This is a genomic window from Aeromonas sp. JL9, from assembly GCF_024436075.1.
GTDB lineage: Bacteria > Pseudomonadota > Gammaproteobacteria > Enterobacterales > Aeromonadaceae > Aeromonas > Aeromonas veronii.
The window spans coordinates 1-25,604 of sequence record NZ_JANFNV010000043.1 but is presented as its reverse complement, the minus strand read 5'-3'; the positions used below and the strand labels follow the sequence as shown (position 1 = coordinate 25,604).

General features: G+C 56.9%; 23 protein-coding genes. 15 read left to right on the top strand and 8 right to left on the bottom strand.

Going from position 1 to position 25,604, the window contains the following annotated elements; translation table 11 throughout:
* Positions 1-360: 360 nt before the first annotated feature.
* Together yjbD and NOM06_RS19725 are read right to left on the bottom strand one after the other, a co-directional pair.
* The gene (gene yjbD, locus NOM06_RS19730) at positions 361-645 is read right to left on the bottom strand and encodes a DUF3811 domain-containing protein (protein WP_005340165.1); all 285 of its coding nucleotides are present in this window, start codon (positions 643-645) and stop codon (positions 361-363) included.
* Between the two features lie 146 nt (positions 646-791).
* Entirely contained in the window at positions 792-1,694 is a 903-nt protein-coding gene (locus tag NOM06_RS19725) for a cation diffusion facilitator family transporter (RefSeq protein ID WP_255912870.1), read from the bottom strand.
* 460 nt (positions 1,695-2,154) lie between these two features.
* On the opposite strand from NOM06_RS19725, the gene NOM06_RS19720 reads away from it, so the two are divergent.
* Positions 2,155-2,280 carry a hypothetical protein gene (locus NOM06_RS19720; RefSeq protein WP_019445191.1) on the top strand — a complete coding sequence of 42 codons (126 nt, stop codon included), beginning with the start codon at positions 2,155-2,157 and terminating at the stop codon, positions 2,278-2,280.
* 72 nt (positions 2,281-2,352) lie between these two features.
* On the opposite strand, the gene NOM06_RS19715 is transcribed toward NOM06_RS19720, so the two are convergent.
* Complete coding sequence (locus tag NOM06_RS19715; protein WP_255912871.1) at positions 2,353-3,096, bottom strand: ABC transporter substrate-binding protein; 744 nt, start codon at positions 3,094-3,096, stop codon at positions 2,353-2,355.
* A gap of 148 nt (positions 3,097-3,244) precedes the next feature.
* Positions 3,245-3,832 carry a single-stranded DNA-binding protein gene (locus NOM06_RS19710; RefSeq protein ID WP_021231635.1) on the bottom strand — a complete coding sequence of 196 codons (588 nt, stop codon included), beginning with the start codon at positions 3,830-3,832 and terminating at the stop codon, positions 3,245-3,247.
* A 426-nt stretch (positions 3,833-4,258) separates the two neighbouring features.
* Here NOM06_RS19710 and NOM06_RS19705 point away from each other — a divergent pair, with 426 nt between their 5' ends.
* From NOM06_RS19705 to NOM06_RS19650, 12 genes are all read left to right on the top strand, one after another.
* Entirely contained in the window at positions 4,259-4,906 is a 648-nt protein-coding gene (locus NOM06_RS19705; protein ID WP_042080923.1) for a LuxR C-terminal-related transcriptional regulator, read from the top strand.
* Positions 4,906-5,349, top strand: coding sequence for a curli production assembly/transport protein CsgE (locus NOM06_RS19700; RefSeq protein ID WP_005355005.1), 444 nt, complete (start codon positions 4,906-4,908; stop codon positions 5,347-5,349). Before NOM06_RS19705 ends, NOM06_RS19700 begins: the two co-directional genes overlap by 1 nt.
* 11 nt (positions 5,350-5,360) lie before the next feature.
* Positions 5,361-5,762, top strand: coding sequence for a curli assembly protein CsgF (locus NOM06_RS19695; protein WP_042063493.1), 402 nt, complete (start codon positions 5,361-5,363; stop codon positions 5,760-5,762).
* Between the two features lie 7 nt (positions 5,763-5,769).
* Positions 5,770-6,609, top strand: a complete 840-nt coding sequence (locus NOM06_RS19690) for a CsgG/HfaB family protein (protein ID WP_005355003.1) — start codon at positions 5,770-5,772, stop codon at positions 6,607-6,609.
* 187 nt (positions 6,610-6,796) lie between these two features.
* Positions 6,797-7,318 carry a curlin gene (locus NOM06_RS19685; protein ID WP_255912869.1) on the top strand — a complete coding sequence of 174 codons (522 nt, stop codon included), beginning with the start codon at positions 6,797-6,799 and terminating at the stop codon, positions 7,316-7,318.
* Between the two features lie 34 nt (positions 7,319-7,352).
* The gene (locus NOM06_RS19680) at positions 7,353-8,942 is read left to right on the top strand and encodes a curlin (protein ID WP_255912868.1); all 1,590 of its coding nucleotides are present in this window, start codon (positions 7,353-7,355) and stop codon (positions 8,940-8,942) included.
* A gap of 134 nt (positions 8,943-9,076) precedes the next feature.
* Positions 9,077-9,367, top strand: a complete 291-nt coding sequence (gene csgH, locus NOM06_RS19675; RefSeq protein WP_255912867.1) for a curli-like amyloid fiber formation chaperone CsgH — start codon at positions 9,077-9,079, stop codon at positions 9,365-9,367.
* An 89-nt stretch (positions 9,368-9,456) separates the two neighbouring features.
* A complete protein-coding gene (gene uvrA / locus NOM06_RS19670; protein WP_064341415.1) occupies positions 9,457-12,285 on the top strand; it encodes an excinuclease ABC subunit UvrA in 2,829 nt (942 codons plus the stop codon).
* A gap of 121 nt (positions 12,286-12,406) precedes the next feature.
* Positions 12,407-14,080, top strand: coding sequence for a diguanylate cyclase (locus NOM06_RS19665; protein WP_255912866.1), 1,674 nt, complete (start codon positions 12,407-12,409; stop codon positions 14,078-14,080).
* 458 nt (positions 14,081-14,538) lie between these two features.
* Positions 14,539-15,135: an OmpW family outer membrane protein gene (locus NOM06_RS19660; RefSeq protein WP_005340187.1), complete on the top strand. Its 597-nt coding sequence runs from the start codon at positions 14,539-14,541 to the stop codon at positions 15,133-15,135.
* 222 nt (positions 15,136-15,357) lie between these two features.
* Positions 15,358-17,337 (top strand): methyl-accepting chemotaxis protein, encoded by a 1,980-nt coding sequence (locus NOM06_RS19655; protein ID WP_255912865.1) that lies wholly within the window; start codon positions 15,358-15,360, stop codon positions 17,335-17,337.
* Positions 17,338-17,345: 8 nt separating this feature from the next.
* A complete protein-coding gene (locus NOM06_RS19650; RefSeq protein ID WP_255912864.1) occupies positions 17,346-18,827 on the top strand; it encodes an ABC transporter substrate-binding protein in 1,482 nt (493 codons plus the stop codon).
* A gap of 74 nt (positions 18,828-18,901) precedes the next feature.
* On the opposite strand, the gene NOM06_RS19645 is transcribed toward NOM06_RS19650, so the two are convergent.
* Positions 18,902-19,702 carry a GNAT family N-acetyltransferase gene (locus NOM06_RS19645; protein ID WP_255912863.1) on the bottom strand — a complete coding sequence of 267 codons (801 nt, stop codon included), beginning with the start codon at positions 19,700-19,702 and terminating at the stop codon, positions 18,902-18,904.
* A gap of 329 nt (positions 19,703-20,031) precedes the next feature.
* Here NOM06_RS19645 and metF point away from each other — a divergent pair, with 329 nt between their 5' ends.
* Positions 20,032-20,922, top strand: coding sequence for a methylenetetrahydrofolate reductase (metF, locus tag NOM06_RS19640; protein WP_005340191.1), 891 nt, complete (start codon positions 20,032-20,034; stop codon positions 20,920-20,922).
* Between the two features lie 69 nt (positions 20,923-20,991).
* Here the strand turns inward: metF and NOM06_RS19635 are convergent, their stop codons facing one another.
* Both NOM06_RS19635 and NOM06_RS19630 read right to left on the bottom strand, forming a co-directional pair.
* Positions 20,992-22,056: a DUF3103 family protein gene (locus tag NOM06_RS19635; protein ID WP_255912861.1), complete on the bottom strand. Its 1,065-nt coding sequence runs from the start codon at positions 22,054-22,056 to the stop codon at positions 20,992-20,994.
* Positions 22,057-22,178: 122 nt separating this feature from the next.
* On the bottom strand, positions 22,179-23,354 hold the full coding sequence (locus tag NOM06_RS19630; protein WP_255912859.1) for a benzoate/H(+) symporter BenE family transporter: 1,176 nt from the start codon (positions 23,352-23,354) through the stop codon (positions 22,179-22,181).
* A gap of 119 nt (positions 23,355-23,473) precedes the next feature.
* On the opposite strand from NOM06_RS19630, the gene NOM06_RS19625 reads away from it, so the two are divergent.
* Positions 23,474-24,043: a helix-turn-helix domain-containing protein gene (locus NOM06_RS19625; RefSeq protein WP_255912858.1), complete on the top strand. Its 570-nt coding sequence runs from the start codon at positions 23,474-23,476 to the stop codon at positions 24,041-24,043.
* A gap of 16 nt (positions 24,044-24,059) precedes the next feature.
* Here the strand turns inward: NOM06_RS19625 and NOM06_RS19620 are convergent, their stop codons facing one another.
* Positions 24,060-25,256, bottom strand: a complete 1,197-nt coding sequence (locus tag NOM06_RS19620) for an NnrS family protein (protein ID WP_255912857.1) — start codon at positions 25,254-25,256, stop codon at positions 24,060-24,062.
* Positions 25,257-25,604 lie beyond the last annotated feature (348 nt).

Sequence of the window (25,604 nt, the reverse complement as noted above, 5' to 3'; positions counted from 1 at the left end):
CGTTTTGTTATCCGGTTTGAAGCCGTATGACCACTCCCTTTTGTGGGCAACTGTCAGGTGAATACCATCTCCATACAATCAGTGCAGACTCATATCACCCTGTGGCAAGCCGGATTCGGCTTTTTTGTCCTGACTATGTAGCCAGTTCTGGCAAAAAATATGAGAAAAAATGAAAAGCTGGCGATAGATGGGGATTGTCAGTTGGCGTTCTCTCTAACTAACAATGTAAATCACTTCTTTGCTGCTGCGATTAGCTTCTGGGCTGCAAATCAATGGCGGCGCCAAATCTGGCTCATCGAGCATCGTCCAGACATGCAAACGCCCGCAGGCACAAGTGCCAGCGGGCGTTTTGCGAAGGGATCAGCGCTTGCTGCGAAACTTGTTGCTGACCGAATCAATCCAGCTGAAGGTTTCCGGCAGTACCTGGTTCTTGGCGCGCTCTTTGGCTTTCTCGCGAGCCAGCTTGGAGGCTGCCTTGGCCGCTTCGGCGCGGTCCGCCACAATTTTCAGGCGACCCTCTTCGCGGATCTTGTTCCGCTCTCCGTTGGTCAGCTGGTGGTCTGCATTGGCTTGTGCCTTTTGCAATAACAAGGCTATCTCGGCTTTTTCGGCCTCGGTCAGATCTTTCATTTCCAGCTTTTTCACGGCGCGCTCCTGCGGCAGGGTGGTTAGACACCCTAACACAGTTGTGCCGATCACTTCTTATGCAATCGGCTTTCCGGCAGTAAAAATGCGGGTTTGTGCCAACTTTCCGTTATTTCGCTGCCACTTTCCCGCCTGTTTGCCACATTTCAATTTATGGTGAGCGGTGAGGGCAGCTCTTGCTCCTCCGGCTCGACGTGGATAAGCACGATGGCGTGGGGCAGTTGCGCCATGATGGCGTGTTCGATGCGATCACAGATATCGTGGGCTTCGCCGATGCTCATCTCAGGGGGCAGGGTGAGGTGGAAGTCGATATGGCGGCGGCGTCCGGCACGACGGCTGCGCAGATCGTGGAAACCGCTGGCGGCAGGGCAGCATTCGGTGATGATGCGGCTGGTCATCGCCAGCTCTTCCGGGCTCATGCTCTGGTCAATCAGCGGCTGGAAGGCCTCGTTGAGCATGCTGATCGCCTCTCTGACAATAAAGATGGCGACCGCAATGGCGACCAGCGGGTCGAGGATGGCGAGTGAATGGCCGAACAGACCGGCCAGCCAAATCCCGCCAAGACCAACTGCGACCCCGGCGGAGGTGAGCACGTCCGCCTTGAGATGGAGCGCATCGGCCGCCAATGCAACTGACTCTTCTTCCCGGGCCACCTTGTAGAGGTAGGCAGAGACGCCGCTGTTGACCAGCGCCGAGATCACCATCACCAGTACGCCCCAGCCAATGCTTTCAATCGGGCTGGGGGTGATCAGCTTGTCGACGGCTTCGAAGATGATCCAGCCCGCGGCCAGCAAGATAAGCAGTGCTTCGATGACGCCGGAGACATTTTCAATCTTGTCGTGACCATAGGGGTGCCGTTCATCGGGCGGGAGATCGGACTTTTTCACCGCGAACAGGGCGATCAGGGCCGCCACCAGATCCATGGCGGAGTGGATCGCCTCCGAGATGATACTGACCGAGCCGCTAGCGAAACCGGCCACCATTTTCATGATGATCAGACTGATATTGGAGCAGACCGACACCATGGCGGCTCTGGTTTTTCTGTTCATGTCACAGCTTCCTGAATAAAAACGGATATTTCGGTGCGGCGCGCATTATATCCGGCTGACCGGAAATAACCTATTCGGTGTTGTAACCTGATGTTTCCGGTGATATTGCGAATGCTTATTAAAATGGTGGCCTCTTGAACGGCAATAAATAATGAGAGGGATTTATATTTATCCGTGAAAATATCTAGCCTACGATGGATTAATATAAGCGTGACAACATTTAATAATGCGAATTACTCTTTTTTGGTCTTTCCTGTCGAGGTTGTTTGGCCTCCCCGCCAAGGGGCTGTGCGCGACATTTTTTGGACGAGAATGAGGCTGGATCCGGATGCCGCGCGAGGGTATGCTGGGTCTGGTGATGGTCTTGCACCATCCCACCAAGCGTACTGAAGTTGATGATTCGGATGGCATGCTGGCTCCCATGAGGAACCAACTGTCTGGGTAACATTTTTGGAGTTTGATGATGAGTAACAAAGAACATCACAACGGTAAAGATGCCAAGAAAAAACCGCAGATGTCACTGAAAGAGAAACGCGAAGCCAAACGTCAGAAAGCAGAACTGAAAAACGGCAGCGCAATGAAGTAACGCTCCCCTACTGCTGTTCCTTCGGAGCCAGTACAAAGCCAGCCCTTACCGGCTGGCTTTTATGTTTGTGGCTCACGGGGTGGCGCCGTAAGCCGCGAAAATCTGGTGATAACGACCATCCTGACGCATCGCCTCAAGGCGCTTATCAAACAGATTGCGGGCATCGGCCGTTCGGAAGGCAAAGTGATAGACGGTGGGCGGGAAGAGGTCTGCTTGCCTGACCTGATTGCGCTCGTAGTGCTCGCCTGCCTGGGCGGTGGCGATCAGCTGGTCGAGGTAGTAGTAGAACACCCGCTCCTCCAGTACGACTGCATCCACCCTGCCGCGCATTAGCTGATGTACCTGCACCTGCTGCTTGGCTACCTCCTCATAGTGGGGATTCTGGTTGGCCATGGTGGCGAACGCGCCCCCCAGAATGATCCTTGCCCGTTGAAAGGCGGTGACCCGTTTTGAATGCAGATCGTCCAGAGTGCTGATGTGGGTGCTGCGCAGGGTGAAAATCCGGTTATGGAAGGTGATAACGGGCTGGGTCAGAACGTGAGGATCAACCATACCGGGTCTGACGTTGATGATGGCATCCAGCTTTCCTGACTCGAACAGGCGGAAGGTACGCTCCAGCGGCAGAAATTCAAAGCTGGGCTCATAGCCGCTGCCAGCGAACGCCTCTTTCAGCAGATCCAGCTCAATGCCACGCTGATTACTTTCGATGACATAAGGGGGGATGGCAAAGCTGACCCCGACCTTGAGTGGCGTTGCCAGCAACTGGCCGGAGAGCAAGCTGGTCAGCATTAGCAATAAAGAGGTGAGCAGTTTCATTGCACTTTTCACAAAGCGCTCCTGTGGAGAATATCCATCACTGTAGGGGAGGCAACCAAAAAGCGTTATATCCCTTTCGGGCTGAGAGGTTCAGCCTGAGTGCATAAAAAAGACCCTGAGTTATCAGGGCCTTTTCAATATTCTGTTCTTAGAACGGGATATCGTCGTCGAAATCCATCGGCGGCTCGTTATATACCGGCGGCGCAGATTGCGGCTGCTGGGCAGGACGGCCATAACCGCCTTGCGGCTGCATGTTCTGCTGCGGAGCCGGTGCCGGGCGTTGCTGATTCATCGGCTGCTGGGCAGGCATGCTCTGCTGCGGCTGACCCCAGTTACCCTGGGATTGGCCACCCATGTTCTGGCCCATGCCCTGACCGCCTTGCGAACGGCCACCCAGCATCTGCATCACGCCAGTGAAGCTGTCGACCAGCACTTCAGTGGTATAACGATCTTGACCACTTTGATCCTGCCATTTACGGGTCTGCAGTTTGCCTTCCACATAGACTTGGGAGCCCTTCTTCAGGTACTCACCAGCAATCTCTGCCAGCTTGCCAATCAAAGACACGTTATGCCACTCGGTACGCTCTTTCTGCTCACCGGTCTGCTTGTCGCGCCAGGTTTCGGAGGTAGCCAGAGTAATGTTGGCCACAGCATTGCCACTCGGCATGTAGCGTACTTCCGGGTCTTTCCCGAGGTTACCGATCAGAATGACTTTATTGATGCCTCGACTGGCCATAATCTCTCTTCCACCTTATTTACCGGCCAGGTCGAAACCTGGTCCAACACGACTAGATACCTAATTAGTTGCTGTGTGCGGGGCGCAATGTCCCGCAGACGCATGTGACGGTCATAGTAACAGTTGCGAAGCGGATTGGCAGCATCCTTAACCGGCTTGATGCGCCAAAGGTAACTGTTGGCTCCTGCCGTAGTGATGGTCGGGTTGCAGCTGTTTCCGGCGCGTCCGGCATCACATTTCTGCCATATATTCCTGTTATGCTGGCCGATTGGTGAATTGGAATCGGTTTTTAAATCGACTAAAAACATATGGTTACGATATTTATGAGATCCATTCTCATACTTTTTTAATATTGTGCTCCCATACCTCCTTGGTAGACTCAGTCGGCCAGATTAGGTGGTTTACAGGTTCAAGGAAGAGCACACAATGAAAGCCGCATGCCCGATCGCACTGGTCACTGAAAATAATGTGCAGGCCAGCACATTTGCTGCATACCTCATCTCTCATTTGAGCCGTCCCGTCCAGCTAATCCACGAGATTAATCAGCTAGATAACCAGTGTGACGGCACGCTGTTTCTCATCGATCTCGACTATATCCGCTCTGGCCAGTCATTGGGCTGGAACCGGGCGATCTCCGAACGCTTTGGCATGGCGACCACCGTGCTGCTCAATGCTCCTACTGCGACGGATCGCGACCTGTTGCTGATGTGGCCGCAGATCTGCGGTCTGTTTTTCCGTCAGGATCCGCTCGACCGGCTGGTTGCCGGGTTGCAGAAAATCCTGCTGGGCGAGTACTGGATGCCGCGCCACCTGCTGTGCGAGCTGGTCGAATACTATCGCCAGGGCAACAGTTATCTGCTGCGTAACGACACTCTGCTGACCGCCAGAGAGCAGGAGATCATCCGTTATCTGATGACGGGCGCCTCCAATGTCGAGATCGCCGACAGCCTGTTTGTCAGCGAGCATACCGTCAAATCCCACCTCTATAACGTCTTTAAAAAGCTGAATGTGAAGAACCGGATCCAGGCGGTGAGCTGGGCCAAAGAGTATCTCGATGCTCCGGACTCCCACTGATGAAAGCGCTCTCTGTGGCGTGTTGCCTCGCGCTGCTTTGGGGCTGCACGACCGTTGTGGCAGCCGAGGCTGATACACCGCTGGAGTCGGTGCAGCCGGAGCAGGAGAGTGATCGGCTGGATGTGGATGGTCTGGTACTGGATCGCACCTTTACCCGTTTCGGTCAGGGCTTTTATAACGAATTTACCCGGTTGCGCAGCGATGAAGACCCGGATGCCAGAGAAAATCTGACGATTCATGAGCGCCCGACAGCTCGCTGGGGCAGCCTGATCTGGATCACTCATAACCGGAAGGTGATTTTTAAAACCGCGCTCTCTCCCGGCCGCAATCAGCAGGAGCAGAGCGCCAAACTGGCTTGGTCACAGGTCAGGCAGACCCTCGAACAGCAGAAGATCGCGACCCTGTTCATGGATACCTTCGATTTGGAACATGATGAACTATAAGGATATTTCTCATGCGTGCCCGGTTATGGCTAGTTGCAGCCCTGATAGCGCCAGCGCTCCATGCGTCGGAGCTTGTCTATCGCCCCGTCAACCCCAGCTTTGGGGGTAACCCTCTCAACAGCAGTCATCTGCTTGGCACCGCCAATGCGCAGAATGATTACAAGGATCCCGCCAGTGGCAGCGGTAGCAGCGGCACCTCGGCGCTGGATCGCCTGACCTCCAACCTGCAATCCCGCCTGATCAGCCAGCTGCTGGCCGATATCGGCAAGGATGGCAGCCAGAGCGGCAGTCTGGTGACCGATGATTTTGCCATCAATGTGGTGGATGAAGATGGCACCCTGGTGGTTTCGATCACCGACCGGGTGACCAACCAGACCACCATGATCGAAGTGAATGGCCTGATTGCCGACTGAGGGCGCGATGAAACGACAACTGTTATTGATAGTGCCCCTGCTTGCGCTGGCTGGCTGTGCGACCCATATCGGCTCACCCGTTGCTGATGAGAAGGCAACCCTGATGCCGCGATCCGTCTCTTACAAGGAGCTAATCAGTCTGCCCAAGCCAAAAGGGAAAATTGTCGCGGCCGTCTACGATTTTCGCGATCAGACCGGTCAGTACCTGCCAGCTCCGGCGTCCAACTTCTCCACGGCGGTCACCCAGGGTGGGGTCGCCATGCTGAGCACGGCCTTGTGGGATTCCCAATGGTTTGTGCCGCTGGAGCGGGAAGGGCTGCAGAACCTGCTGACCGAACGCAAGATTGTGCGGGCGGCCCAGAACAAGCCCAACGTTCCCGGCAACAATGCCAATCAACTGCCCTCTCTGGTCGCCGCCAACATCCTGATCGAGGGGGGGATCGTCGCCTATGACAGCAATGTACGAACCGGTGGGGCGGGAGCCAAGTATTTTGGCATCGGCGCCAGCGGGGAGTATCGGGTCGATCAGGTGACGGTCAATCTGCGTGCCGTCGATATCCGTTCAGGCCGGATCCTGAACAGTGTCACCACCTCCAAGACAGTATTGTCGCAACAGGTGCAGGCCGGGGTATTCCGCTTCGTCGAGTACAAGCGCCTGCTGGAGGCCGAGGCCGGTTTCAGCACCAATGAACCGGTACAGATGTGTGTCATGTCGGCTATCGAGTCCGGGGTGATCCGGCTGATAGCCAATGGTGTGCGGGACAATCTGTGGCAACTGGCCGACCAGCGGGATATCGACAATCCGATCCTGCAGGAGTACCTGCAAGACAATGCCCCGCTACTTTGAGTTTTCCCGCTCGTGCAATGCCCTCCCTGGTGGAGGGCATTTTTTTTGGCCTCCATCGAATACGAATTAAGACTTTCTGCTCAGCGACAGGGCGGCGCTTTTCATCCTCGAATCAGCGGAGTGCCTGATAGGCCGCCTCTGGTCTGACAGGGATACTGTGGGCGTTTTCCAACAAGGCGATGGCGCGATGAAACACCTGTTGAGTGCTCTCTTTTTCCTGCTGATATCGGGCGCCCCGCAACTCGCTGCAGAGCCTGCCGGCTTCGACGAGCTGGCGATGGCAAGCGAGCTGGATTCCGGTGTGCAGAACGATGGGAATCAGGCGCTGTTGTGGCAACTCGGTAGCGAGCAGCAACTGCATCTCACCCAGCAAGGGGAGCTGAATCAGGCGCGTCTGCTGCAACAGGGTTGGGCCAATGAGTTGGCGCTCTCCCAGGTTGGAGATGAGAACTGGGTCAATGGCGCGCAACTGGGCGAGGGCAATAGCGCCGAGCTCTATCAGGCGGGCATCAATAACCGGATTTGGCTGCTGCAACAAGGCAGCGGCAATGAAGCCTGGATCAGTCAGCAAGGGGCAGACAATCAGGCCCGGGCGATCCAGCTGGGTGATGGCAATCAGGCCAGCATCGAGCAAAACGGTAACGGATTGGCGGCAACCGTTATTCAGACGGGAGCCAATCAGCAAGTAAATGTCGTTCAAACCAACTGAGCCTAGGCTCAACCATTAGCACGAGAGGGAAATCATGTTTAAACGTACCATTATTGCCTCGGCAGTTCTTCTGGCGACCAGCACCGCTTGGGCGGCATCTACTGGCAATCAGGCTGAGGTGACTCAGGCTCAATTCTCCAGCGGCAACCAGGCTTACATCCAGCAGGTCGAGGAGAGCACGGCTAACAAAGCGGCGATCTATCAACAGGGTAATGGCAACCTCGCCTCGACCGAACAGCGCAATACCGGTGCTTCCACTGCCGATATCAAGCAAGCCGGTGGCGAAAACGAAGGGGAGGTGTTGCAGCAGGGGGTGACCAATAAATCGACCGCGACCATTGATACCAACGGGCAGTTGAACAGCGCCTCGATTACCCAGCAGTACAACAATGGTGAGGCCACGGCCCGGGTGAGCCAGCTTGGTGATAGTAATGATGCCCGCATCAAACAGGATGATGGTGACCGTGCCAATTCTGCGATTGAGCAGCAATCGAACGATAACAGCGCGCAGATCAATAACTACTGGTCTGATTATGCCAATGCGACCATTACCCAGTCAGGAGACGGTGGGCATATTGCGGATGTCGATCAACACGAATCGGATGGTGCCGTTGCCAGCGTGGCTCAAGAGGGTGGCAGTAACACTGCCTTCGTCGCACAGCGTACAAACAATTTCGGTTACAGCGCAAACGAAGGCACCTCGGCGGTCGTCAAGCAAAGTGGCAGTGACAACACTGCCGATGTCACCCAGTTGGGACTGGCCAACGTTGCCACTGTGGAGCAAAGCGGCACCGCTGGTAGTGTAACGTCCCTGCAGTCTGGTGCTACCGCCGGACAAGGAAACAACCTGCTGGCCAAGCAGGCTGGTTCCGATGAAACCGCTTCACTGACCCAGACCGGAAGTCGTAACCAGATCGACTCTGAGCAGAGAGGTTCTGAGGATCTGTTGACTATCACCCAGAATGGTAACGACAACATCGCCAAGGCCAAACAGAGCGGCACTGGTGAAACGGCGGTCGTGACCCAACTGGGTAATGGCAACCAGACCGACACCAACCAGCAAGGCGTTGGCAACACTGCGCAGGTCACTCAGGATGGTAGCAATAACCAGGCGGTGGTTGATCAGCTGACCAGCAGCGTGGATGGGTCTGTCACTATCGATCAGCTGGGTAGCGACAACTATGCCAATGCAGTGCAACAAGCAGGCAGTAGCAATACCATCGATATTGACCAGAACGGCACTGGTAACCAGGTTGCCTCTGCCCGTGATGGCGAAGGCAAAGGAGCCTGGACCTGGGGCTCGGGCAACGAGCTGGTCGTTGCTCAGACAGGTACTGACAACTGGGCTTATGCCGATGCGTCTCACTCTGAGTCTGTGGTCAAAGTGACCCAGGATGGTGAGCTGAACAATGCCAAGGTTGAGTCTTATCTGGGTAGCGAGAACATGCTCACCGTGAGCCAGTCCGGTGAACAACACGTGGCCAATGTTTACGTCAATGGCGGCATGGGCGGTGGCAATAACGAGGTAGATGTTGCGCAAACTGACAGCCTCAACACTGCCAATGTGACTGTCTATGGCAGCAACAACGGTGCCTATGTCTATCAGGGTTCTGGTAGCAACTGATGAGTATCTGTGGATTCAGGGGCCTGCGGGCCCCTCTTTTATTGGTGCTGCTCTGTGGGTTGATGCTGGTTCCTCGCGTCGCGTCACCAGCAAGCACAAGAAACACCGAGATAGAACCCGATCCGTCGATCCGCTTGTCCCTCAATATGGTGCAGAGCGAGCAGGGGCTGTCACTTGCGCCGACTCTTCTGAGCGATTGCGACGTGACGGTGAGTGTCAGGTTGCTGGTGCATGGCGAAGGGGCGGCCGGGAGCACGACTCAGCGCCAGAGCCGTAATCTGTCGCTGCAGGCTGGAGTGGTCATGGCGGTTGGCAAAATAGGGCTGGGTTTGCGTTGCCCCTATCGGGTCGAGGTCACCGCCCGGATATGGCAAAACGAGCGGCTGCTGGTGGAGAAAAAAGAGCAGATGGCGTGCGCCGGATGATGCGCATTTCATCTCATGACTGTCTATTCATCCAGTAGTCTCTATGCCATACTGACTCGCTCAGGTTTCTGTATCGAGCGTGCAACAAGATGGAAAAGATCGTGGTCCGGGGTGCTCGCACCCACAACCTCAAGAACATCAATCTGACCCTGCCCCGCGACAAGCTGATCGTGGTCACCGGCCTCTCCGGCTCGGGCAAATCCTCTCTGGCGTTCGATACCCTCTATGCCGAGGGGCAGCGCCGCTATGTGGAGTCGCTCTCCGCTTATGCCCGCCAGTTCCTCTCCCTGATGGAGAAGCCGGACGTCGACCATATCGAGGGGCTTTCGCCCGCCATCTCCATCGAGCAGAAGTCCACCTCCCACAACCCGCGCTCGACCGTCGGCACCATCACCGAGATCTACGACTACCTGCGTCTGCTGTTCGCCCGGGTCGGTGAGCCGCGCTGCCCGACTCACGCCATCCCGCTCGCCGCCCAGACCATCAGCCAGATGGTGGATCAGGTGCTGGCTCAGCCGGAGGGGAGCAAGCTGATGCTGCTGGCCCCGGTGGTGCGTGATCGCAAGGGGGAACACACCAAGCTGCTGGAGAATCTGGCGGCCCAGGGCTACATCCGTGCCCGCATCGACGGTGAGGTGTGCGATCTTTCAGATCCTCCCACGCTGGAACTGCACAAGAAGCACACCATCGAGGTGGTGGTGGATCGCTTCAAGGTGCGCGAGGACCTTGCCTTGCGTTTGGCCGAGTCGTTCGAGACGGCGCTGACCCTCTCCGGCGGCATAGTGCTGGTAGTGCCAATGGACGGGGAGGAGGGGGTTGCCCCCATGACCTTCTCCGCCAACTTCGCCTGCCCGGAGTGTGGCTACTCCATGTCGGAGCTGGAGCCGCGCATCTTCTCCTTCAACAATCCGGCCGGTGCCTGCCCGACCTGCGACGGCCTCGGGGTGCAGCAATATTTCGATCCGGCCAAGGTGATCGGCGATCCGGCCATCAGTCTGGCCAACGGCGCCATCCGAGGTTGGGACAAGCGCAGCTTCTACTACTTCCAGATGCTGAAATCCCTCTCCGAACACTACAAGTTCGATCTGGAGACGCCGTGGGAGGATCTGCCGGTCAAGACCCAGGAGGTGATCCTGCGCGGCTCGGGTCGTACCGAGATCGAGTTCCGTTACATGAACGATCGCGGCGATGTGGTGGTGCGCAAGCACCCGTTCGAGGGGATCCTGCACAACATGGAGCGGCGCTACCGCGAAACCGAGTCCAACTCGGTGCGTGAAGAGCTCTCCAAATACATCGCCAACAAATCCTGTACCAGCTGCGGTGGCAGCCGACTGCGGGAAGAGGCGCGTCACGTCTTCGTCGACAACCGCAACCTGCCGGCCATTGCCGAGCAGTCCATCGGCGATGCGCTCGCCTTCTTCGAAGGGTTGAACCTGACCGGCCAGCGCGCCCAGATTGCCGAGAAGATATTGAAAGAGATCGTCGAGCGGCTTGGCTTCCTGGTGAATGTGGGTCTCAACTACCTGAGCCTGTCGCGCAGCGCCGAGACCCTCTCCGGTGGCGAAGCACAGCGCATTCGACTGGCCAGCCAGATTGGTGCCGGTCTGGTAGGCGTCATGTATGTACTCGACGAGCCTTCCATCGGCCTGCACCAGCGTGACAACGAGCGGTTGCTCAAGACTCTCACCCATCTGCGCGATCTCGGCAACACGGTGATCGTGGTGGAGCACGACGAGGATGCCATCCGCCTCGCCGACCATGTGCTGGATATCGGCCCGGGGGCGGGTGTGCATGGCGGCGAAATTGTTGCGCAGGGCACCCCCCAGCAGATCATCGACAATCCGGAGTCGCTGACCGGTGACTACCTCTCCGGCCGCAAGCAGATCGCCATTCCGGCCGAGCGCACCCCGCTCACCGGCAAGTGGCTGAAACTCAAGGGGGCGAGCGGCAACAACCTGCGCAACGTCAACCTGGATCTGCCGATCGGGGTGATGACCTGCGTTACCGGCGTCTCCGGCTCCGGCAAGTCGACCCTGATCAACGACACCCTGTTCCGCATCGCCCATCGCGAGCTCAACAAGGCCACCGAGTCCACCCCGGCGCCCTATCGCAGCGTCGAGGGGCTGGAGCATCTGGACAAGGTGGTGGATATCGACCAGAGCCCCATCGGTCGTACCCCGCGCTCCAACCCGGCCACCTATACCGGTTTGTTCACTCCGATCCGCGAGCTGCTCTCCGGCACCCAGGAGGCGCGCTCTCGCGGCTACCAGCCGGGCCGATTCTCCTTCAACGTGAAAGGGGGCCGCTGCGAGGCCTGTCAGGGGGATGGCGTCATCAAGGTGGAGATGCACTTCCTGCCGGACGTCTACGTGCCGTGCGATGTCTGCAAGGGCAAGCGCTATAACCGCGAGACCCTGGAGGTGAAGTACAAGGGCAAGAACATCCACGAGATCCTCGAGATGACGGTGGAAGATGCCCGCGAGTTCTTCGATCCGGTGCCGGCAGTGGCGCGCAAGCTGCAGACCCTGATGGACGTGGGCCTCTCCTATATCCGCCTCGGCCAGTCGGCCACCACGCTCTCTGGCGGCGAGGCGCAGCGGGTCAAGCTGGCGCGGGAGCTCTCCAAGCGGGACACCGGTCAGACTCTATACATTCTGGATGAGCCGACCACAGGGCTGCACTTCCACGATATCCAGCAACTGCTCAAGGTGCTGCACCAGCTGCGGGATCGCGGCAATACCATCGTCATCATCGAGCACAATCTGGATGTGGTTAAAACTGCCGACTGGATCGTCGATTTGGGACCGGAGGGAGGCGCCGGTGGTGGCCGCATTCTGGTGACGGGGACGCCGGAAGAGATTTGCACCAATAAAGAGTCTCATACAGCTCGTTTTTTGCGGCCACTATTGGCGCGATAAGCCGTTATAATCGAGGGGCCTTTGGCCCCTTTTTGTTATAAAAATCGGGAGCATAGGGGGAAGCTCGTCAAGTGTGGGCAGGCTTGGCATCTCAGCATCATGGTAATGGATATATCGGGTTATGGCTCAGGCTCCGCGCACGATTGATCATCAGTTGGCTTACTCCATGTTCCCCATCTGGCTGGGGGCGATCCTGCTATTGCTGGTCCTGCTGGCGTTGGCCCAGATCCCGGCCGCCAGCCGGATTGAAGAGCAGCGAATGAAGGAGCATCTGCTGCGCGTGACCAAGGCGGTGCAGGCGGATGTGGCAGCTCTGGATGCATTCAGTCGGGATTGGGGCATCTGGGATGACAGTCACCGTTTTATGGACAACAAAAGCAGGGCGTACATCGAATCCAACCTGTTCAGTGATATGCCGATGCGGGATTTTAGTCTCAACCTGATGAGCTTCATGGATCTCACCGGCTACGAAATCTGGACGCGCACCCTGCTACCCGATGCGCCGGGGATCAATCCGGATCAGTTTCCCTACTTCCTTGATGAACTGAAAAAGCAGTTAAGGGAGCGCTCGGTGGCGCACGGGGGCATCAATCTGCACGGGATCCGTGCTTCCCAGTGGGGGCCGCTGATGTACTCGTGGCAGCCGATCAGAAACAGTGACGAGTCGGCACCGTTCAACGGTTTCTTGCTGGTTGTACGTTGGCTCGACAAGGCCTATCTCGAGCAGGTATCGGAGCGTACCGCGCTGCCTCTGGCGATTTCCCACGCCAATCTGGATGTCACCGCTACCTTCAAACCACTGAAACCGCAAATAACGTATCGCCTGATCGACCTTGGGCTCACCCGGCTCAGGGGAGAGGTGCGACTGCTCAACAGCGATAACCAGCCGGTGCTGACTCTGGTGATTGAGGAGGAGAGAAAGATCTTGAGTGGCGTCATGGAGGGGGCGCTCTGGACCTTTATCGGCATGCTGTTTATCAGTTTTATCTGCGTCATGATCGCCATGTATCGGCTCAATAGCATTGTGCTTACCCCGTTGCAGCAGCTGGTGTCGGCGCTGCAACGCTTTGGCGATCGGCCAGATGCCACCTTGATCCCCTATATCGACAGCAGTGCCGAGATGGCGACCTTGAGCGGCAAGTTCAAGGAGATGGCTTGCAAGGTTAGTCAGCAACACGATGATTTGTTGGAAAAATCCAGCCAGATGGAGATGGCTGCATTCACCGACCCCTTGACCCGTTGTTTCAATCGTCGCTATCTCGATGGCTGGTTGCAGGCCAACCGGGCCAAACCTTGTCTGTTATTGCTGCTGGATCTGGATCATTTCAAGCGGATCAATGATCGCCTTGGCCATGACATCGGGGATCTGGTGCTGAAACAGTTGGCGGATCTGCTGCGCAAGGTGGTGACAGGAGAGCGCGAGCCGATCATCCGGTTGGGCGGGGAGGAGTTCTTGTTGCTGTTGCAGGTGGATGACGAGCAAGAGTTGGCGCTGCGGGTCGAATATCTGCGCCAGCGTGTCGCTCAGCACCGCTTTGGCAGAGAGAATTCGCCACTCTGGTTGACGGTGTCGCTGGGGTTCTGCCGCTATCCGTTGCACCCGGAGTGTCCGGATTCATTCTGGAGTCACAGCTTCAAACTGGCGGACATGGCGCTGTATCAGGCCAAAGTCGGCGGGCGAAATCGGTGGTTTGGCTACGCTGGTACCCTCTCTGCGGAGGGAATGGGCCAGACTCCGGAACAGCTTGCCGAAGGGGGGAATATCACCCTGCTGCACTCTGTCAACCCGGATTAACCCTGTCGTACCAATACCAGATAGGCCAGGGCGACAATAAAACCGAGCAGGATAAAGAGAAAGGATCCGATTCCCCACACGGCCGCGAGAAAGGCTCCCACCTTTTGCCATTTCGACTCATTTTTCATAAATAAACCATTACTTCCCAGTAACTTGCATGGCGCAAAAAATACGCTGATTTGCCCATATTAACAACAACTAATAGGCGCACAGCCGCGCAATAAGGTGTAGTTTATTTGCTCCTTTTGGCGCTGGGTGCGGGTAGTTACAACCTGTCGAAACAGGTATTTCGGCTTGTTGTCTGGGGGCTCAACGAGATTGGGAGGGTGCGCAAAGATGTCACACCAATCGATTTATTTCTGTGCAACCTTTGCTCCAAGTCAATAACTTTGCATTTACAAGGGCATATAGTCAGCGGGCTTACAGCATCAAATGAAAACAAAAAAAGGGATTACGTGATGAAAAAATTACTTCCTCTGATGATTGCCGCTGCAGTGACCTCTCCTTTCGCCATGGCCCATCAGGCTGGTGATATTCTGGTTCGTGGTGGTTTGGCATTTGTATCGCCGCAGGAAAGCAGCACGCCTGTAGAGCTGGAAATTAATGACAACATGCAATTGGGATTGACTCTCTCTTACATGATTACTGATAACTGGGGTGTCGAATTGCTGGCTGCAACCCCCTTCTCTCATTCAGTCAAACTGGGTGGCGCTGAAGTTGCCAAGATCAAGCATTTGCCGCCGACTCTGATGGGTCAGTACTATTTTGGCGATGCTCAAAGCAAGGTTCGCCCGTATGTCGGTATTGGCGTGAACTACACCACCTTCTTTGATGAAGAGGGTCGTGGTGCACTGTCAGGAACCGATGTCAAAGTCGATGACTCTTGGGGTGTTGCCGGACAAGTTGGTATCGATATGGCGATCACTGATCGCTGGTTTGTCAACGGTTCAGCCTGGATCATGGATATCGATACCGATGTGCATACTGCGATTGGCACCATTAATACCAAGGTCGACCCGATGGCCTTTATGGTGGGTGTTGGCTACCGCTTCTAATGATTCTGACTGCGGTTCTGAACGGATCGCGGAAGATAGCAAAGTACGTCTCTTTCAGCCCGGCTTGTGCCGGGCTTTTTTCGTATGGCTGTTTTTGTCTGTACTGTGATCCAACCCGATACAAGTCAATTAAATACCTGCCGCTTGATTTCAGTTATTCGCCACCCCTGCCGATAGTGACTATGTTCACTTTACCTTCCCCCAATGAGTGAGGATGTCTCCATGGGCTTATCTATCGTGCAGCGGATCATCGCCGGATTCGTGTTGATGTTGCTGTTGCTGATCCTGCTTGGTGTGATCAGTACCTTTAAAATCAAGGGTATAAATGACGGCCTCTCTGCCGTATCTGACCGGGCAACCCCGCTGGTAGTGGCTGTCGCAGGTCTCAAGGGGGCATTGCAGGATAGTAACCGCTGGGTGCTGGTCTACCGCACCAGTGAAGATGCCGCTCAGTTGCCGCAGTTGGCCAATCAGTTCAAGGAGCAGCAGAACCGCTTCGCCCAGCTGAGTCAGGAGATGGGTAAATTTACCGACGTAGCGGATGCTCGTGCCCGCTTCCAACAGGTCGAGAGTGCTACCACCCAATTTTATGGCTTGGCGGATCAGGTGTTGGCCCAGCATCGGCAGTGGGTCAGCGCGCTGGAGCAGCGCCACAAGCTGGAGATGGAATTTATCCGGCTTGAGGATACCTACCAGTGGGCGGCGGATCTGCTGCTGCAACAGACCGCCAGCAAGCGCTCCATGCGCAACAAGGCGGAGCTCATTACCTCGGGTATCGCCCGCGATCTGAAGAATATCCGCCGTGCCGATGCCAAAACCGACCTGAACGAGCTGGAAAAGGTACTCAGCAAGGATATCGAGATGGCCCGCAAGCGGTTGGAGCGGGTGCTGGTGCCCGATGATGTGAAAGCGCGCTTTGTCTCCAATCTGGATCGGATGCAGGAGCTGGCGCTCGGCGCTCAGGGCTTGCTGGCGACCATGCGACAGGCTCAGCAACTGGAGCTGTCGCTGGCCACGCAAAATCAGCAGCTGGATGCCAGTCTGGTCAACAGCCTCAATTTGCTTGATGAGATGGGCAAGTCCGCCGGTGCCATCGCCAGTGATAGCCGGATCAATGCCGATGCGGCGGTCAGCAGTGCCAGCTTCTGGATCCTGGTGGTTGCCGCGATGTCGGCCGCTGCCGCACTGGTGATCGGCTATACCACGGCGCGCAGCATTCAGCGCCCGTTGCAGATGATCAACAAGGAGCTCGATTACATGGCGGCCGGTGACATGACCCGCCGCATCAACTACCGCAGCAGTTGCGAATTTGGCAGCCTCTCTCGCTCCATCGATACGCTGGCGGGCAAGACCGGCGAGCTGCTCTCTCAAATCAATGCGGGCTCCCGTCATCTGGTGGATGAGGCGAGCCGCGCCGCCGAGATCAGCGAACGGGCCATGTCCCGGGTACAGGAGCAGAAGAGCCAGACCGATCAGGTGGCAGCCGCTATTACCGAGCTGGAAGTGAGCGCCACCGAGGTGGCCCGCTCTACCGATGGCACCAAGCGGGAAGTGGATCTGGCCGATGAAGAGGCGCGCAATGGTCGCCAGAAAGTGGCCACCACTCGCCGGATCACCGAGCAGCTGGCTGGAGCCATGGAAGAGGCCGTTGGCATTACCTACAAGCTGGGCGAGTTCAGCAACAATATCGGCAGCATTCTTGATGTGATCCGCAGCATTGCCGAGCAGACCAACCTGCTGGCGTTGAACGCCGCCATCGAAGCTGCTCGTGCTGGCGATGCCGGTCGCGGTTTTGCGGTGGTGGCCGATGAGGTGCGGGCACTGGCCAATCGCACCCAGACTTCGACCGAAGAGATCCAGGGGATGATTGAGAACCTGCAAAGCTCCAGCAAGCATGTGGTTGAAGTGATGGGGCGTAGCCAGGAGCAGACCCAAAGCTGTGTCGAGCAGACCCGCGAGATGGATGTGGCGTTGCAATCCATTGCCGATCGGATGGGGGCCATCAAGTCGATGGCGGATCAGGTGGCCCATGCCGCGCAGGAGCAGATCTCCGTTAGTCAGGGGATCGCTCGTCATATTGCCGGTATTGCCGATGTGGCATACGAGACCGAGCGGGAGGCGCGCGAATCCGCCAGCAGTAGCGAAGTGCTGGCCGACCTGGTCGCCAAACAGCAGCAATTGATCGCACATTTTAAGGTCTAGGAGGGCTTATGTCTAAAAAGTGGATTGGAGCCCTGAGTCTCCTGTTGTGTGGCCAGCTGATGGCCAGCGAGCTGGTGATTGAAAGCTGGCGAACCGATGACAAGGCGCTGTGGGAGCAGAAGATTATCCCGGCGTTTGAAGCAGCGCATCCCGGCATCAAGGTGAGTTTTCATCCGGTGCAGAACGTCAACTACATGCCCACTCTGTGGGAGAGCCTGAAAGGGGGCAAGGCGGGGGATCTTATTACCTGTCGTCCGTTTGATGACTCGCTCGCCCTGTTCAAGGCGGGCCATCTGGCCGAGCTGACCGAAATGGCAGGGATGGAGAACTTCCCGAGTTTTGCCCAGTCACCGTGGCAGACTGACTCCGGAGCCCAGACCTTCTGCGTCCCCATGGCCTCGGTGATCCATGGCTTCTTCTATAACAAGAAGATCTTCAGTGAGTTGGGACTCACCTTGCCGCAAACCCGCGATCAGTTCTTCGCCGTGCTGGACAAGATCAAGGCCGACGGTCGCTATGTGCCGCTTGCCATGAGTGGTTCCGAGAGCTGGGTTGCCTCCGAACTGGGGTTCCAGAACATTGGCCCCAACTACTGGAAGGGAGAGGACGGTCGTCTGGCTCTGATTGGCGGGCAGGAGCGGTTGGACAACCCGCAATATGTGAAGGTGTTCGACGAGCTGGCCCGCTGGCGTTCCTACCTCGGTGAAGGTGGCGAGAGCCGCGATTATGCGACCAGTAACGAGTTGTTCACTTCGGGCAAGGCTGCCTTCTATGTGGCGGGCTCCTGGGAGATTGCCCCCTTCACCGGCAAGGTCGATTTTGGCGTCATGCGTCCGCCGGTGGCCAAACAGGGTGATGGCTGTTTCTTTACCGACCACACCGATATCGGTATGGGGATGAATCCGGCCAGCAAGAACAAAGAGGGTGCAATGGCTTTCCTGCAGTGGCTGACGACGCCGCAATTTGCCGAGCTCTATACCAACTCGCTGCCGGGATTCTTCTCACTCTCCAACCACTTCTTCGATGTCACCAATCCGGCGGCCAAAGAGATGATGGAGTGGCGCGATCAGTGTGACTCGACCATTCGGGTGGCGACCCAGATCCTCTCCCGTGGTACGCCCAAGTTGGGGGATGAACTGGCCGAGGTGAGTCAGGCAGTGCTGCTTGGCAAGATGGAGCCCAAGGCTGCCGCGGATCGACTGGAAAGTGGCTTGAAGAGCTGGTATGCCCATCATCAGGGCAACAAGTCCAAGAGCGCGGATTGTCAGTGTGATGCGGTTGCTCCTGCTCCTGCCCCTGCTCCTGTTTCAGCGCCGACGACTGAGGTGTCCGCAGCTCCCGCGACCAGTGAAACATCGGCCGTGGTGTCACCTGCTGTGACTCCCGCAGAACCCGCATCAGCGGCCGCAGCCCCATTACCGGCGCCGTTGGATGAGGTGGAGCAGGCGCTCTCCAACGAGCTGGAGGCGCCACAGCAGCCACAGCAATAGGTCATCGGTATCAATAAGAGCGGGAGGCATCAGCCTCCCGTTTTTTTTATGGCTCGTGGCCAGCATGTATCGCTTTATTGTGCTTCGTGGGGCCAGCGGCAGAGGCTGCCGATGCGGGCTACCGGGGCAAACCCCAGAGAGCGGTAAATGCGCTGGGCATGGTAGTGCTCGTCGGCCACTATGATTAGCTGTTTGGCGCGGGACAATCCTGCGCGAGCCACTTGACTCAGCAGCTGACGGCATAACCCCTGGTTGCGCCACGCATGGTGCGTGCGTACCAACTGGAAGCGCCCAAGTGTGCCGCAAAAGAAGAGGCCACAGCTGGCGACCAGTTGCCCCTCTTGCCAGATCCCCCACCAGTTCCCGAGACCATCGGCAATCATGGCCTGATAGAGCGCCTGACGGGATCGAAGATAGGGGAGATAGCTCTGTTCCGAGTGCCCCTCATCCCGCTCATTGAGTTCGAAGTCGAGCCACTCAGGCCAATCAGCATTTGTGAAGGTGCGTGCCTCAACCTTGTCCATGTCACCGTGAGGAGGTGGGCAGCTCTGCTTATCCAGCGCCAGCACCACGCACTCCATATAATGGTATCCAGTTGCGACAAAACCGGCGATCCGGCTGTTTTGCCCTGCTGCCAGTGGCCACTGGAAGGTGCGATGGCGGACTCTGTGGTCGTGACCAATCAGTTGATCAAAGGCGGCTTCCAGCCAGCCTTTATCATGGTCGCTGGGCGGGGTGGTGAGCAGCAGGTAGTTGCCGAAGTAGTAGTCGGGAGCATCCGGTGTGCGAACCGCCCAGAACTGCTCATGCTGGGTTACCTCGCCTTGGTAGCGATCAAACAGCAAGTCGGTGGCAAAGCCGGGGTGGGTATCCATGATGGCGCTCCTGCAAAGACTCATTCTCTTATCGGCAGGAGTGGGAAATAGATGAAAAGGGGCCGGAGAAGCCTCCGGCCAAACAATCACACGCAGATTCAGAACGTCCAGGACGATCTGCCCCCATCATAACTCGACTGGGGCGATTTTGGGATGGGCACTTTTCGGTTACGTACCGTTAATTTTGTAAATATGAAGTTCGTCAGATCGGATGTGAGGTAAATCCCTGTTGACTTTGTGTCGTTTTGCTCATAAATATAAAGACGTTTAGACGTCCAAACATCCGTTTTGACGTAGGCAGATGGATTGCAGGACAGGGAGAAGAGCAGATGGGATTTCACAGTGCACGTCAGGTTGAGGCGCTCAACCAGAGCTTGGCAGATTTGAATGGCGATATATCGGTCAGTTTCGAGTTTTTTCCACCCAACAGTGAAGGGATGGAGAATACCCTCTGGCAGTCCATCGAACGGCTGAAAGTGCTGGAACCCAAGTTCGTCTCCGTCACCTATGGCGCCAACTCTGGCACCCGTGATCGCACCCACAAGGTGATCAAGGACATCAAGGAACGGACAGGCCTGATTGCGGCGCCGCACCTGACCTGTATCGATGCCAGTCGCGACGAGCTGCGCACCATCGCCCGCGACTACTGGAACAGCGGCATTCGCCATATCGTGGCTCTGCGCGGTGATTTGCCGCAGGGGTTGGAGAAGCCGGATATGTATGCCACCGACCTGGTTGCCCTGCTCAAGTCGGAGGCTGACTTCGATATCTCGGTTGCTGCCTATCCGGAAGGGCACCCGGAGGCCAAGAGTGCGCAATCCGACCTGCTCAACCTCAAGCGCAAGATCGATGCCGGTGCCAACCGTGCTATCACCCAGTTCTTCTTCGATGTGGAAACGTATTTGCGCTTTCGGGATCGCTGCGCCGCCATCGGTATTGATGCTGAAATCGTGCCGGGGATCCTGCCGGTCTCCAACTACCAGACCCTAGCCAAGTTTGCCGGTTTTACCAACGTGAAGATCCCGCGCTGGATGCATCAGCGTTTCGAGGGGTTGGATAACGATCAGATGACTCGCAATCTGGTGGGGGCTAGCATCGCCATCGATCAGGTGCGCGTGCTGAGTCAGGAAGGGGTGAAGGATTTCCACTTCTATACCCTGAACCGCTCCGAGCTGACTTATGCCATCTGCCATACTCTGGGGGTTCGTCCCAAGGGTTGACCGGTGGTCACCGCGATAAAAGCAAAAAGCCAATGAGTTGCTCATTGGCTTTTTCGTTATGGCCGATTATCAAGGTCTGGTCGGGGCGATCTCTTTTGGCTCAAGATCGATAACCGCATTACCGGCAGCCCCCGGATACTGGCGATAGACCTGATCCTGCTCCAGTGTGTAGAAGGTATCCAGATAGTCGTCGTTATTGGTCATCCAGGAGTCGGGCAGCGCTTTGACGATGCGGCCACCGAGATCGAGGAAGGGCAGGGCTTCTGGCACGCCACCCGCAGTAAAGCCGAGTTTGAGGGCTTCAATCAGCAGAGCGCTCAGCTCCTTGTAGTTGACGTTGTCATCCTGCTCCATCATCACCACATCGACGGCACCCCAGCGATAGCGATCCCAGTAAACCAGGATCTGGTTGGGGGTGTAGTCTGTGTTGTCATAGTCGAGGTAGGGCATGTCGACAATATCGACCACTGGTTCATCCCGGCTGGGATTAACCCCTGCGACCACTGCATACACTTCGGCTGCGCCGAGCAGCCAGGGCTCCTGATCATCCTTCAGTCTGATCTTTTTCAGGATACTGGTCTTGAGTGGCGCCGTGCTGGCCGTTACTCGCGGGGCGCTTTGCAGGTCCGCATCGGCCAGCGCCTTGCGCATCACCTTCAAGCCTGCGTTTTTGGCTTTGACGGGATCGGCTTCGACTACCAGAACCGGCCGGGCCGGTGCCTTGTCCACATCCAGATAGACGGGATTGCCAGCGCTGTCGAACGCTTCAATGGCGCTCCAGCTCTTCTCATCTCCACTTGGAACATAGGCGACCAGCGGTTCGACCCCCTGTTGCAGTGCGGCGGCCTGATCGGTGTTAGCCAGCCGCAACTGCATCAGTTGCTTGACCTCGCCATCCAGTCCTTGCCGGCTGATGGCTGCCTGGTTGGCATCGCTCGCCTGCCGTTTAAGGCGCGGGCTGGCCTTCTGCAGCAGGTTGGGAAGCGGGCTCTGGTATTGATGATTGCTCAGCAGGGGCAGCAGGTTTTTCTGCTGAAGTGCGAGCTGGCGAGCCAGCTCTCGATCCGTATCGGCAGCCTGGACGCTTGTAGCACCCAGTATGGCCAGTAGTAACAAGACAGCCTGATTTTTCATTTTTATTCTCCGTTGCATGGAACCTGACAGGGCACCATGTCCGGGAAGATTGGTGCCCTGACGCCACTAGAAGGAAATTAGTTTCACTTGTGAATCATTTTATCTGGATAGTGTGCAGAGGTTCACGGTTTGAGGTTCAATTGATTCCTTTGTCGATATAATTGGAACTGATAGATAGCCAGACCAATCAGCAGACCCCAGCAGGCTGCCGCGATGCCGAGCAGGCTGATCCCGGACGCGGTAATGATAAAGGTGAGCAGCGCAGCTTCTCGCGCTTCATCCTCTTGCAAGGCCGAGTGCAGGCTGCTGCCGATGGTGCCTAACAGGGCCAAACCAGCGACGCAGGTGACAAGGGCTGCCGGAAAGGCGCTAAACAGGGCCGCGACGGTCGCACCGAAGCAGCCGGTCACAAGATAAAAGCAACCCGCCCATACCGCAGCTGGCCAGCGGCGCTTGGTATCCGGGTCGACCTCTTTGCCCATGCAGATGGCGGCAGTGATGGCGGCCAGATTGAAGGCATAGCCGCCAAAAGGAGCGAGCAGCAGGCCAGTCAGGCCAGTCCAGCTGATCAGCGAGGAGGTGGAAGGCTGATAGCCGTGGGCCCGCAAGATGGCAATTCCCGCCATGTTTTGCGATGTCATGGTGACAATGAACAGCGGCAGCGCGATGCCAAACAGGGCATCAAGGGAGAAGACTGGCCATGTCCAGACCGGGCTGGCGAGTTGCCAGTGAAGGGTGCCCAGTTGCAAATCCCCCCGCACGCTGCAGGTCAGCATCCCCACTCCCAGTACCAATACCATGGTATAGCGGGGCCAGAGATGACGCCCCAACAGGAAAGTCAGCAGCAAGGTACCAAGCAGCAAGGGATCTTGCGGGGCGACCTTGAACAGATCCAGCCCGAATCTGAGCAGTACGCCAGCCAGCATGGCGGCGGCCAGCGGAGCCGGGATATGTTTCATCAAACGGTCGAACCAGCCGCTGATGCCACACAGCGTGATCAGCAGGGAGGAGATCACAAAGGCGCCGATGGCTTCCGCCAGAGTGAAGTTGCCCAGCGTGGTGATCAGCAGTGCCGCGCCCGGGGTGGACCAGGCGGTTAGTATGGGTATGCGGTAATAGAGAGATAGGCCGATGCAGCTCACCCCCATGCCGATCCCCAGCGTCCAGAGCCAAGAGGCGACTTGAGCTGTATCTGCACCTGCTGCCGTGGCGGCCTGGATGATCAGGATGACGGAGCTGGTGTAGCCGACCATCACGGCGATAAAGCCTGCGACCAGATGGGGGATGGCGAAGGGCATGACTCTTCCTCTTGGCGTTGTGACGCGCTGTGCGTTATTACGTACAATACAGCTTTGACTATATCGCTGTGCGCTATAGCGCACAAGGCGCATCGTGCAAGAGTAACAAAGAGGCAGTTATGCAAGAGATGAGTCAGCATCTGGCTGCTCGACTGAAGGGGCTGCGCAGCGAGCGCGGCTGGAGCCTGGATGCCGCCGCGCGCGAAACGGGCGTCAGCAAGGCGATGCTGGGGCAGATTGAGCGGGGAGAGTCCAGCCCGACAGTGGCGACGCTGTGGAAGATAGCCACCGGGTTTCGACTCTCATTTTCCAGTTTCATCGAGCCCACACCCGCCACGCAGGCAGAGGTGCTCTATCGCACCGCCGATGCTATTCGCCAGCAGCCTGCGGGAGAGGGCATGCAAGTGGCGCCGCTCTTCCCTTATGAAAACCGGTTTGGTTTCGAGTTGCTTGAGCTAACCCTGCTGCCGGGTTACCAGCGTGAATCCGAGCCCCATGAGCCGGGAGTGACCGAGCATGTCATCGTCATCAGCGGCATGATGGAGGTGCAGGTGGAAGGGGAGTGGCGCTCATTTGAGCAAGGGGAGGCGGTGCGTTTTGCTGCTGACCGTCCCCACGGTTATCGCAATCTGGGCATAGCCCCTGCGATCTTCCACAACCTGATCCACTATCCGATGGCAACACCCTGAACAGGTTCCGCAGTCATCAACCCGGACGACCATCTGCTCTGGGGCGGATCAGTATCGGGGTATAGACCCAGACAAACAGACCATAGGCTGCGATCCAGGCAAGCGCGCTGAGGTTCCAGCCATGCAGGGTATAAGCAGGCCAGAACAGCGGAATCGCCACCCGCATTGTAGCGGCAGCGATAACCAGGGCGAATGCGCCAGTGACCCTGCGTCCTACCTGCAAGGCTCGACCGCTATGGCCGAGGGAGACTCGCGCAATCATGCCCAGGATCATGATGCCCATGCAGCCTGCGCTGAGCAGGTGGCTGGCCATCGACAGCGTGATGGGCAGGCCAGCGCTATGTGCCGCAAGAGCGAGTAGGCCAAGAGGGATAAACAGATAAGCGAGATGGAGTGACCACAGCAGGGGATGCGCAAGGGTCGATGGCAGATGCCAACGCAGTTGTCGCCACAGATGCAAACTCGCCGCCACTATATAGAGAGGCACTATATATATGCTGGTGACCCATTGGGTGGGGAGCAGCAGCCAGCAGAGCAAGATAAGCCACAGTGTCGCGAGCGCAGTCCGTTTCAGCCAGAGCAGAGGTGCAGCTTTCTCCTGACCGGTTGCTCGGGCTGTGAAGAACGGAATCACCCTTCCACCCATCACGGCGATCAGGGTGGTAAACAACAGCACAGTCGTGATCAGCAGATGCTCAACGATGGTCCACTCTTTATGCCATAACCAGCTGGCGCCATTGAGCAGGGTCAGTATCAGCAACAGGGGCACGAAGAAGAGGTTGCGCCATTGCCGGGTTATCAAGATCGGCTTGGCAAGGAACCAGGCGCAAAGTGGCAACCAGAGCAGGTCTGCCACCATCAGGAGCTTATTCTCCTCACCCAGCCAGGGTAACAATGTCCTTGGCAACATCCACAACCCCACCACCAGCGCCAATGGCCAGCTCCGAACACCGGGATGGGCCGTCCAGTTCTGCACCGCGGTGAGCAAGAAACCCGCGACGATGGCAGCCCCGAAACCAAACAGCATCTCATGACCATGCCACCAGATCGGGTTGGCAATCCCGGGCAAGGTAAGCCAACTGTTGAGCTGCCCCAGCCAGAGCAGCATGGCGACGGCAGCAAACAGAGCCCCGAACAAGAAGAAGGGTCGGAACCCCAGGCGGAACAGCGGGACGATTTGCTCTTCCTTATGGCTATCGAGGATTTGATGCATGAGGACATTCCAATTAAACATTTGAGATGGCAATTATAAATTGGCTTTTCAAATGTTCAATTTAAATCCGGCAATAGTCTGGATTGATGCCATTTCGAACAAAAAAAGAGGTGATTGCTTGATATCTGAGCGAACGAACTTTTTTGCTGAAAAAGCCCTTGTCATCGCGGCTCGGCTCCCTATAATGCGCCCCTACCAGCACGGCGGAACACGCCGAACTGATGAGCCAGCTTTCTTGTGAAGCCGGCGCCGAAAGAAAAGCGAAAACAACCGCTTGACTTTCGAAGTGAGAAGCGTAATATGCGCCTCCTCAACGCGACAAGCGTGACGCTCTTTAACAATTTGAAT

Excerpts from the sequence above, each read along its gene's own strand:
- NOM06_RS19690 (WP_005355003.1), top strand. The coding sequence starts at position 5,770 with ATGAAACGACAACTGTTATTGATAGTGCCCCTGCTTGCGCTGGCTGGC.
- NOM06_RS19725 (WP_255912870.1), bottom strand. The coding sequence starts at position 1,694 with ATGAACAGAAAAACCAGAGCCGCCATGGTGTCGGTCTGCTCCAATATC.
- NOM06_RS19645 (WP_255912863.1), bottom strand. The coding sequence starts at position 19,702 with ATGGATACCCACCCCGGCTTTGCCACCGACTTGCTGTTTGATCGCTAC.
- NOM06_RS19700 (WP_005355005.1), top strand. The coding sequence starts at position 4,906 with ATGAAAGCGCTCTCTGTGGCGTGTTGCCTCGCGCTGCTTTGGGGCTGC.
- NOM06_RS19650 (WP_255912864.1), top strand. The coding sequence starts at position 17,346 with ATGTCTAAAAAGTGGATTGGAGCCCTGAGTCTCCTGTTGTGTGGCCAG.
- NOM06_RS19630 (WP_255912859.1), bottom strand. The coding sequence starts at position 23,354 with ATGCCCTTCGCCATCCCCCATCTGGTCGCAGGCTTTATCGCCGTGATG.
- NOM06_RS19625 (WP_255912858.1), top strand. The coding sequence starts at position 23,474 with ATGCAAGAGATGAGTCAGCATCTGGCTGCTCGACTGAAGGGGCTGCGC.
- NOM06_RS19715 (WP_255912871.1), bottom strand. The coding sequence starts at position 3,096 with ATGAAACTGCTCACCTCTTTATTGCTAATGCTGACCAGCTTGCTCTCC.
- NOM06_RS19685 (WP_255912869.1), top strand. The coding sequence starts at position 6,797 with ATGAAACACCTGTTGAGTGCTCTCTTTTTCCTGCTGATATCGGGCGCC.
- metF (WP_005340191.1), top strand. The coding sequence starts at position 20,032 with ATGGGATTTCACAGTGCACGTCAGGTTGAGGCGCTCAACCAGAGCTTG.
- NOM06_RS19665 (WP_255912866.1), top strand. The coding sequence starts at position 12,407 with ATGGCTCAGGCTCCGCGCACGATTGATCATCAGTTGGCTTACTCCATG.
- NOM06_RS19695 (WP_042063493.1), top strand. The coding sequence starts at position 5,361 with ATGCGTGCCCGGTTATGGCTAGTTGCAGCCCTGATAGCGCCAGCGCTC.
- NOM06_RS19710 (WP_021231635.1), bottom strand. The coding sequence starts at position 3,832 with ATGGCCAGTCGAGGCATCAATAAAGTCATTCTGATCGGTAACCTCGGG.
- NOM06_RS19680 (WP_255912868.1), top strand. The coding sequence starts at position 7,353 with ATGTTTAAACGTACCATTATTGCCTCGGCAGTTCTTCTGGCGACCAGC.
- NOM06_RS19705 (WP_042080923.1), top strand. The coding sequence starts at position 4,259 with ATGAAAGCCGCATGCCCGATCGCACTGGTCACTGAAAATAATGTGCAG.
- NOM06_RS19720 (WP_019445191.1), top strand. The coding sequence starts at position 2,155 with ATGATGAGTAACAAAGAACATCACAACGGTAAAGATGCCAAGAAAAAA.
- NOM06_RS19635 (WP_255912861.1), bottom strand. The coding sequence starts at position 22,056 with ATGAAAAATCAGGCTGTCTTGTTACTACTGGCCATACTGGGTGCTACA.
- NOM06_RS19660 (WP_005340187.1), top strand. The coding sequence starts at position 14,539 with ATGAAAAAATTACTTCCTCTGATGATTGCCGCTGCAGTGACCTCTCCT.
- uvrA (WP_064341415.1), top strand. The coding sequence starts at position 9,457 with ATGGAAAAGATCGTGGTCCGGGGTGCTCGCACCCACAACCTCAAGAAC.
- NOM06_RS19655 (WP_255912865.1), top strand. The coding sequence starts at position 15,358 with ATGGGCTTATCTATCGTGCAGCGGATCATCGCCGGATTCGTGTTGATG.
- NOM06_RS19620 (WP_255912857.1), bottom strand. The coding sequence starts at position 25,256 with ATGCATCAAATCCTCGATAGCCATAAGGAAGAGCAAATCGTCCCGCTG.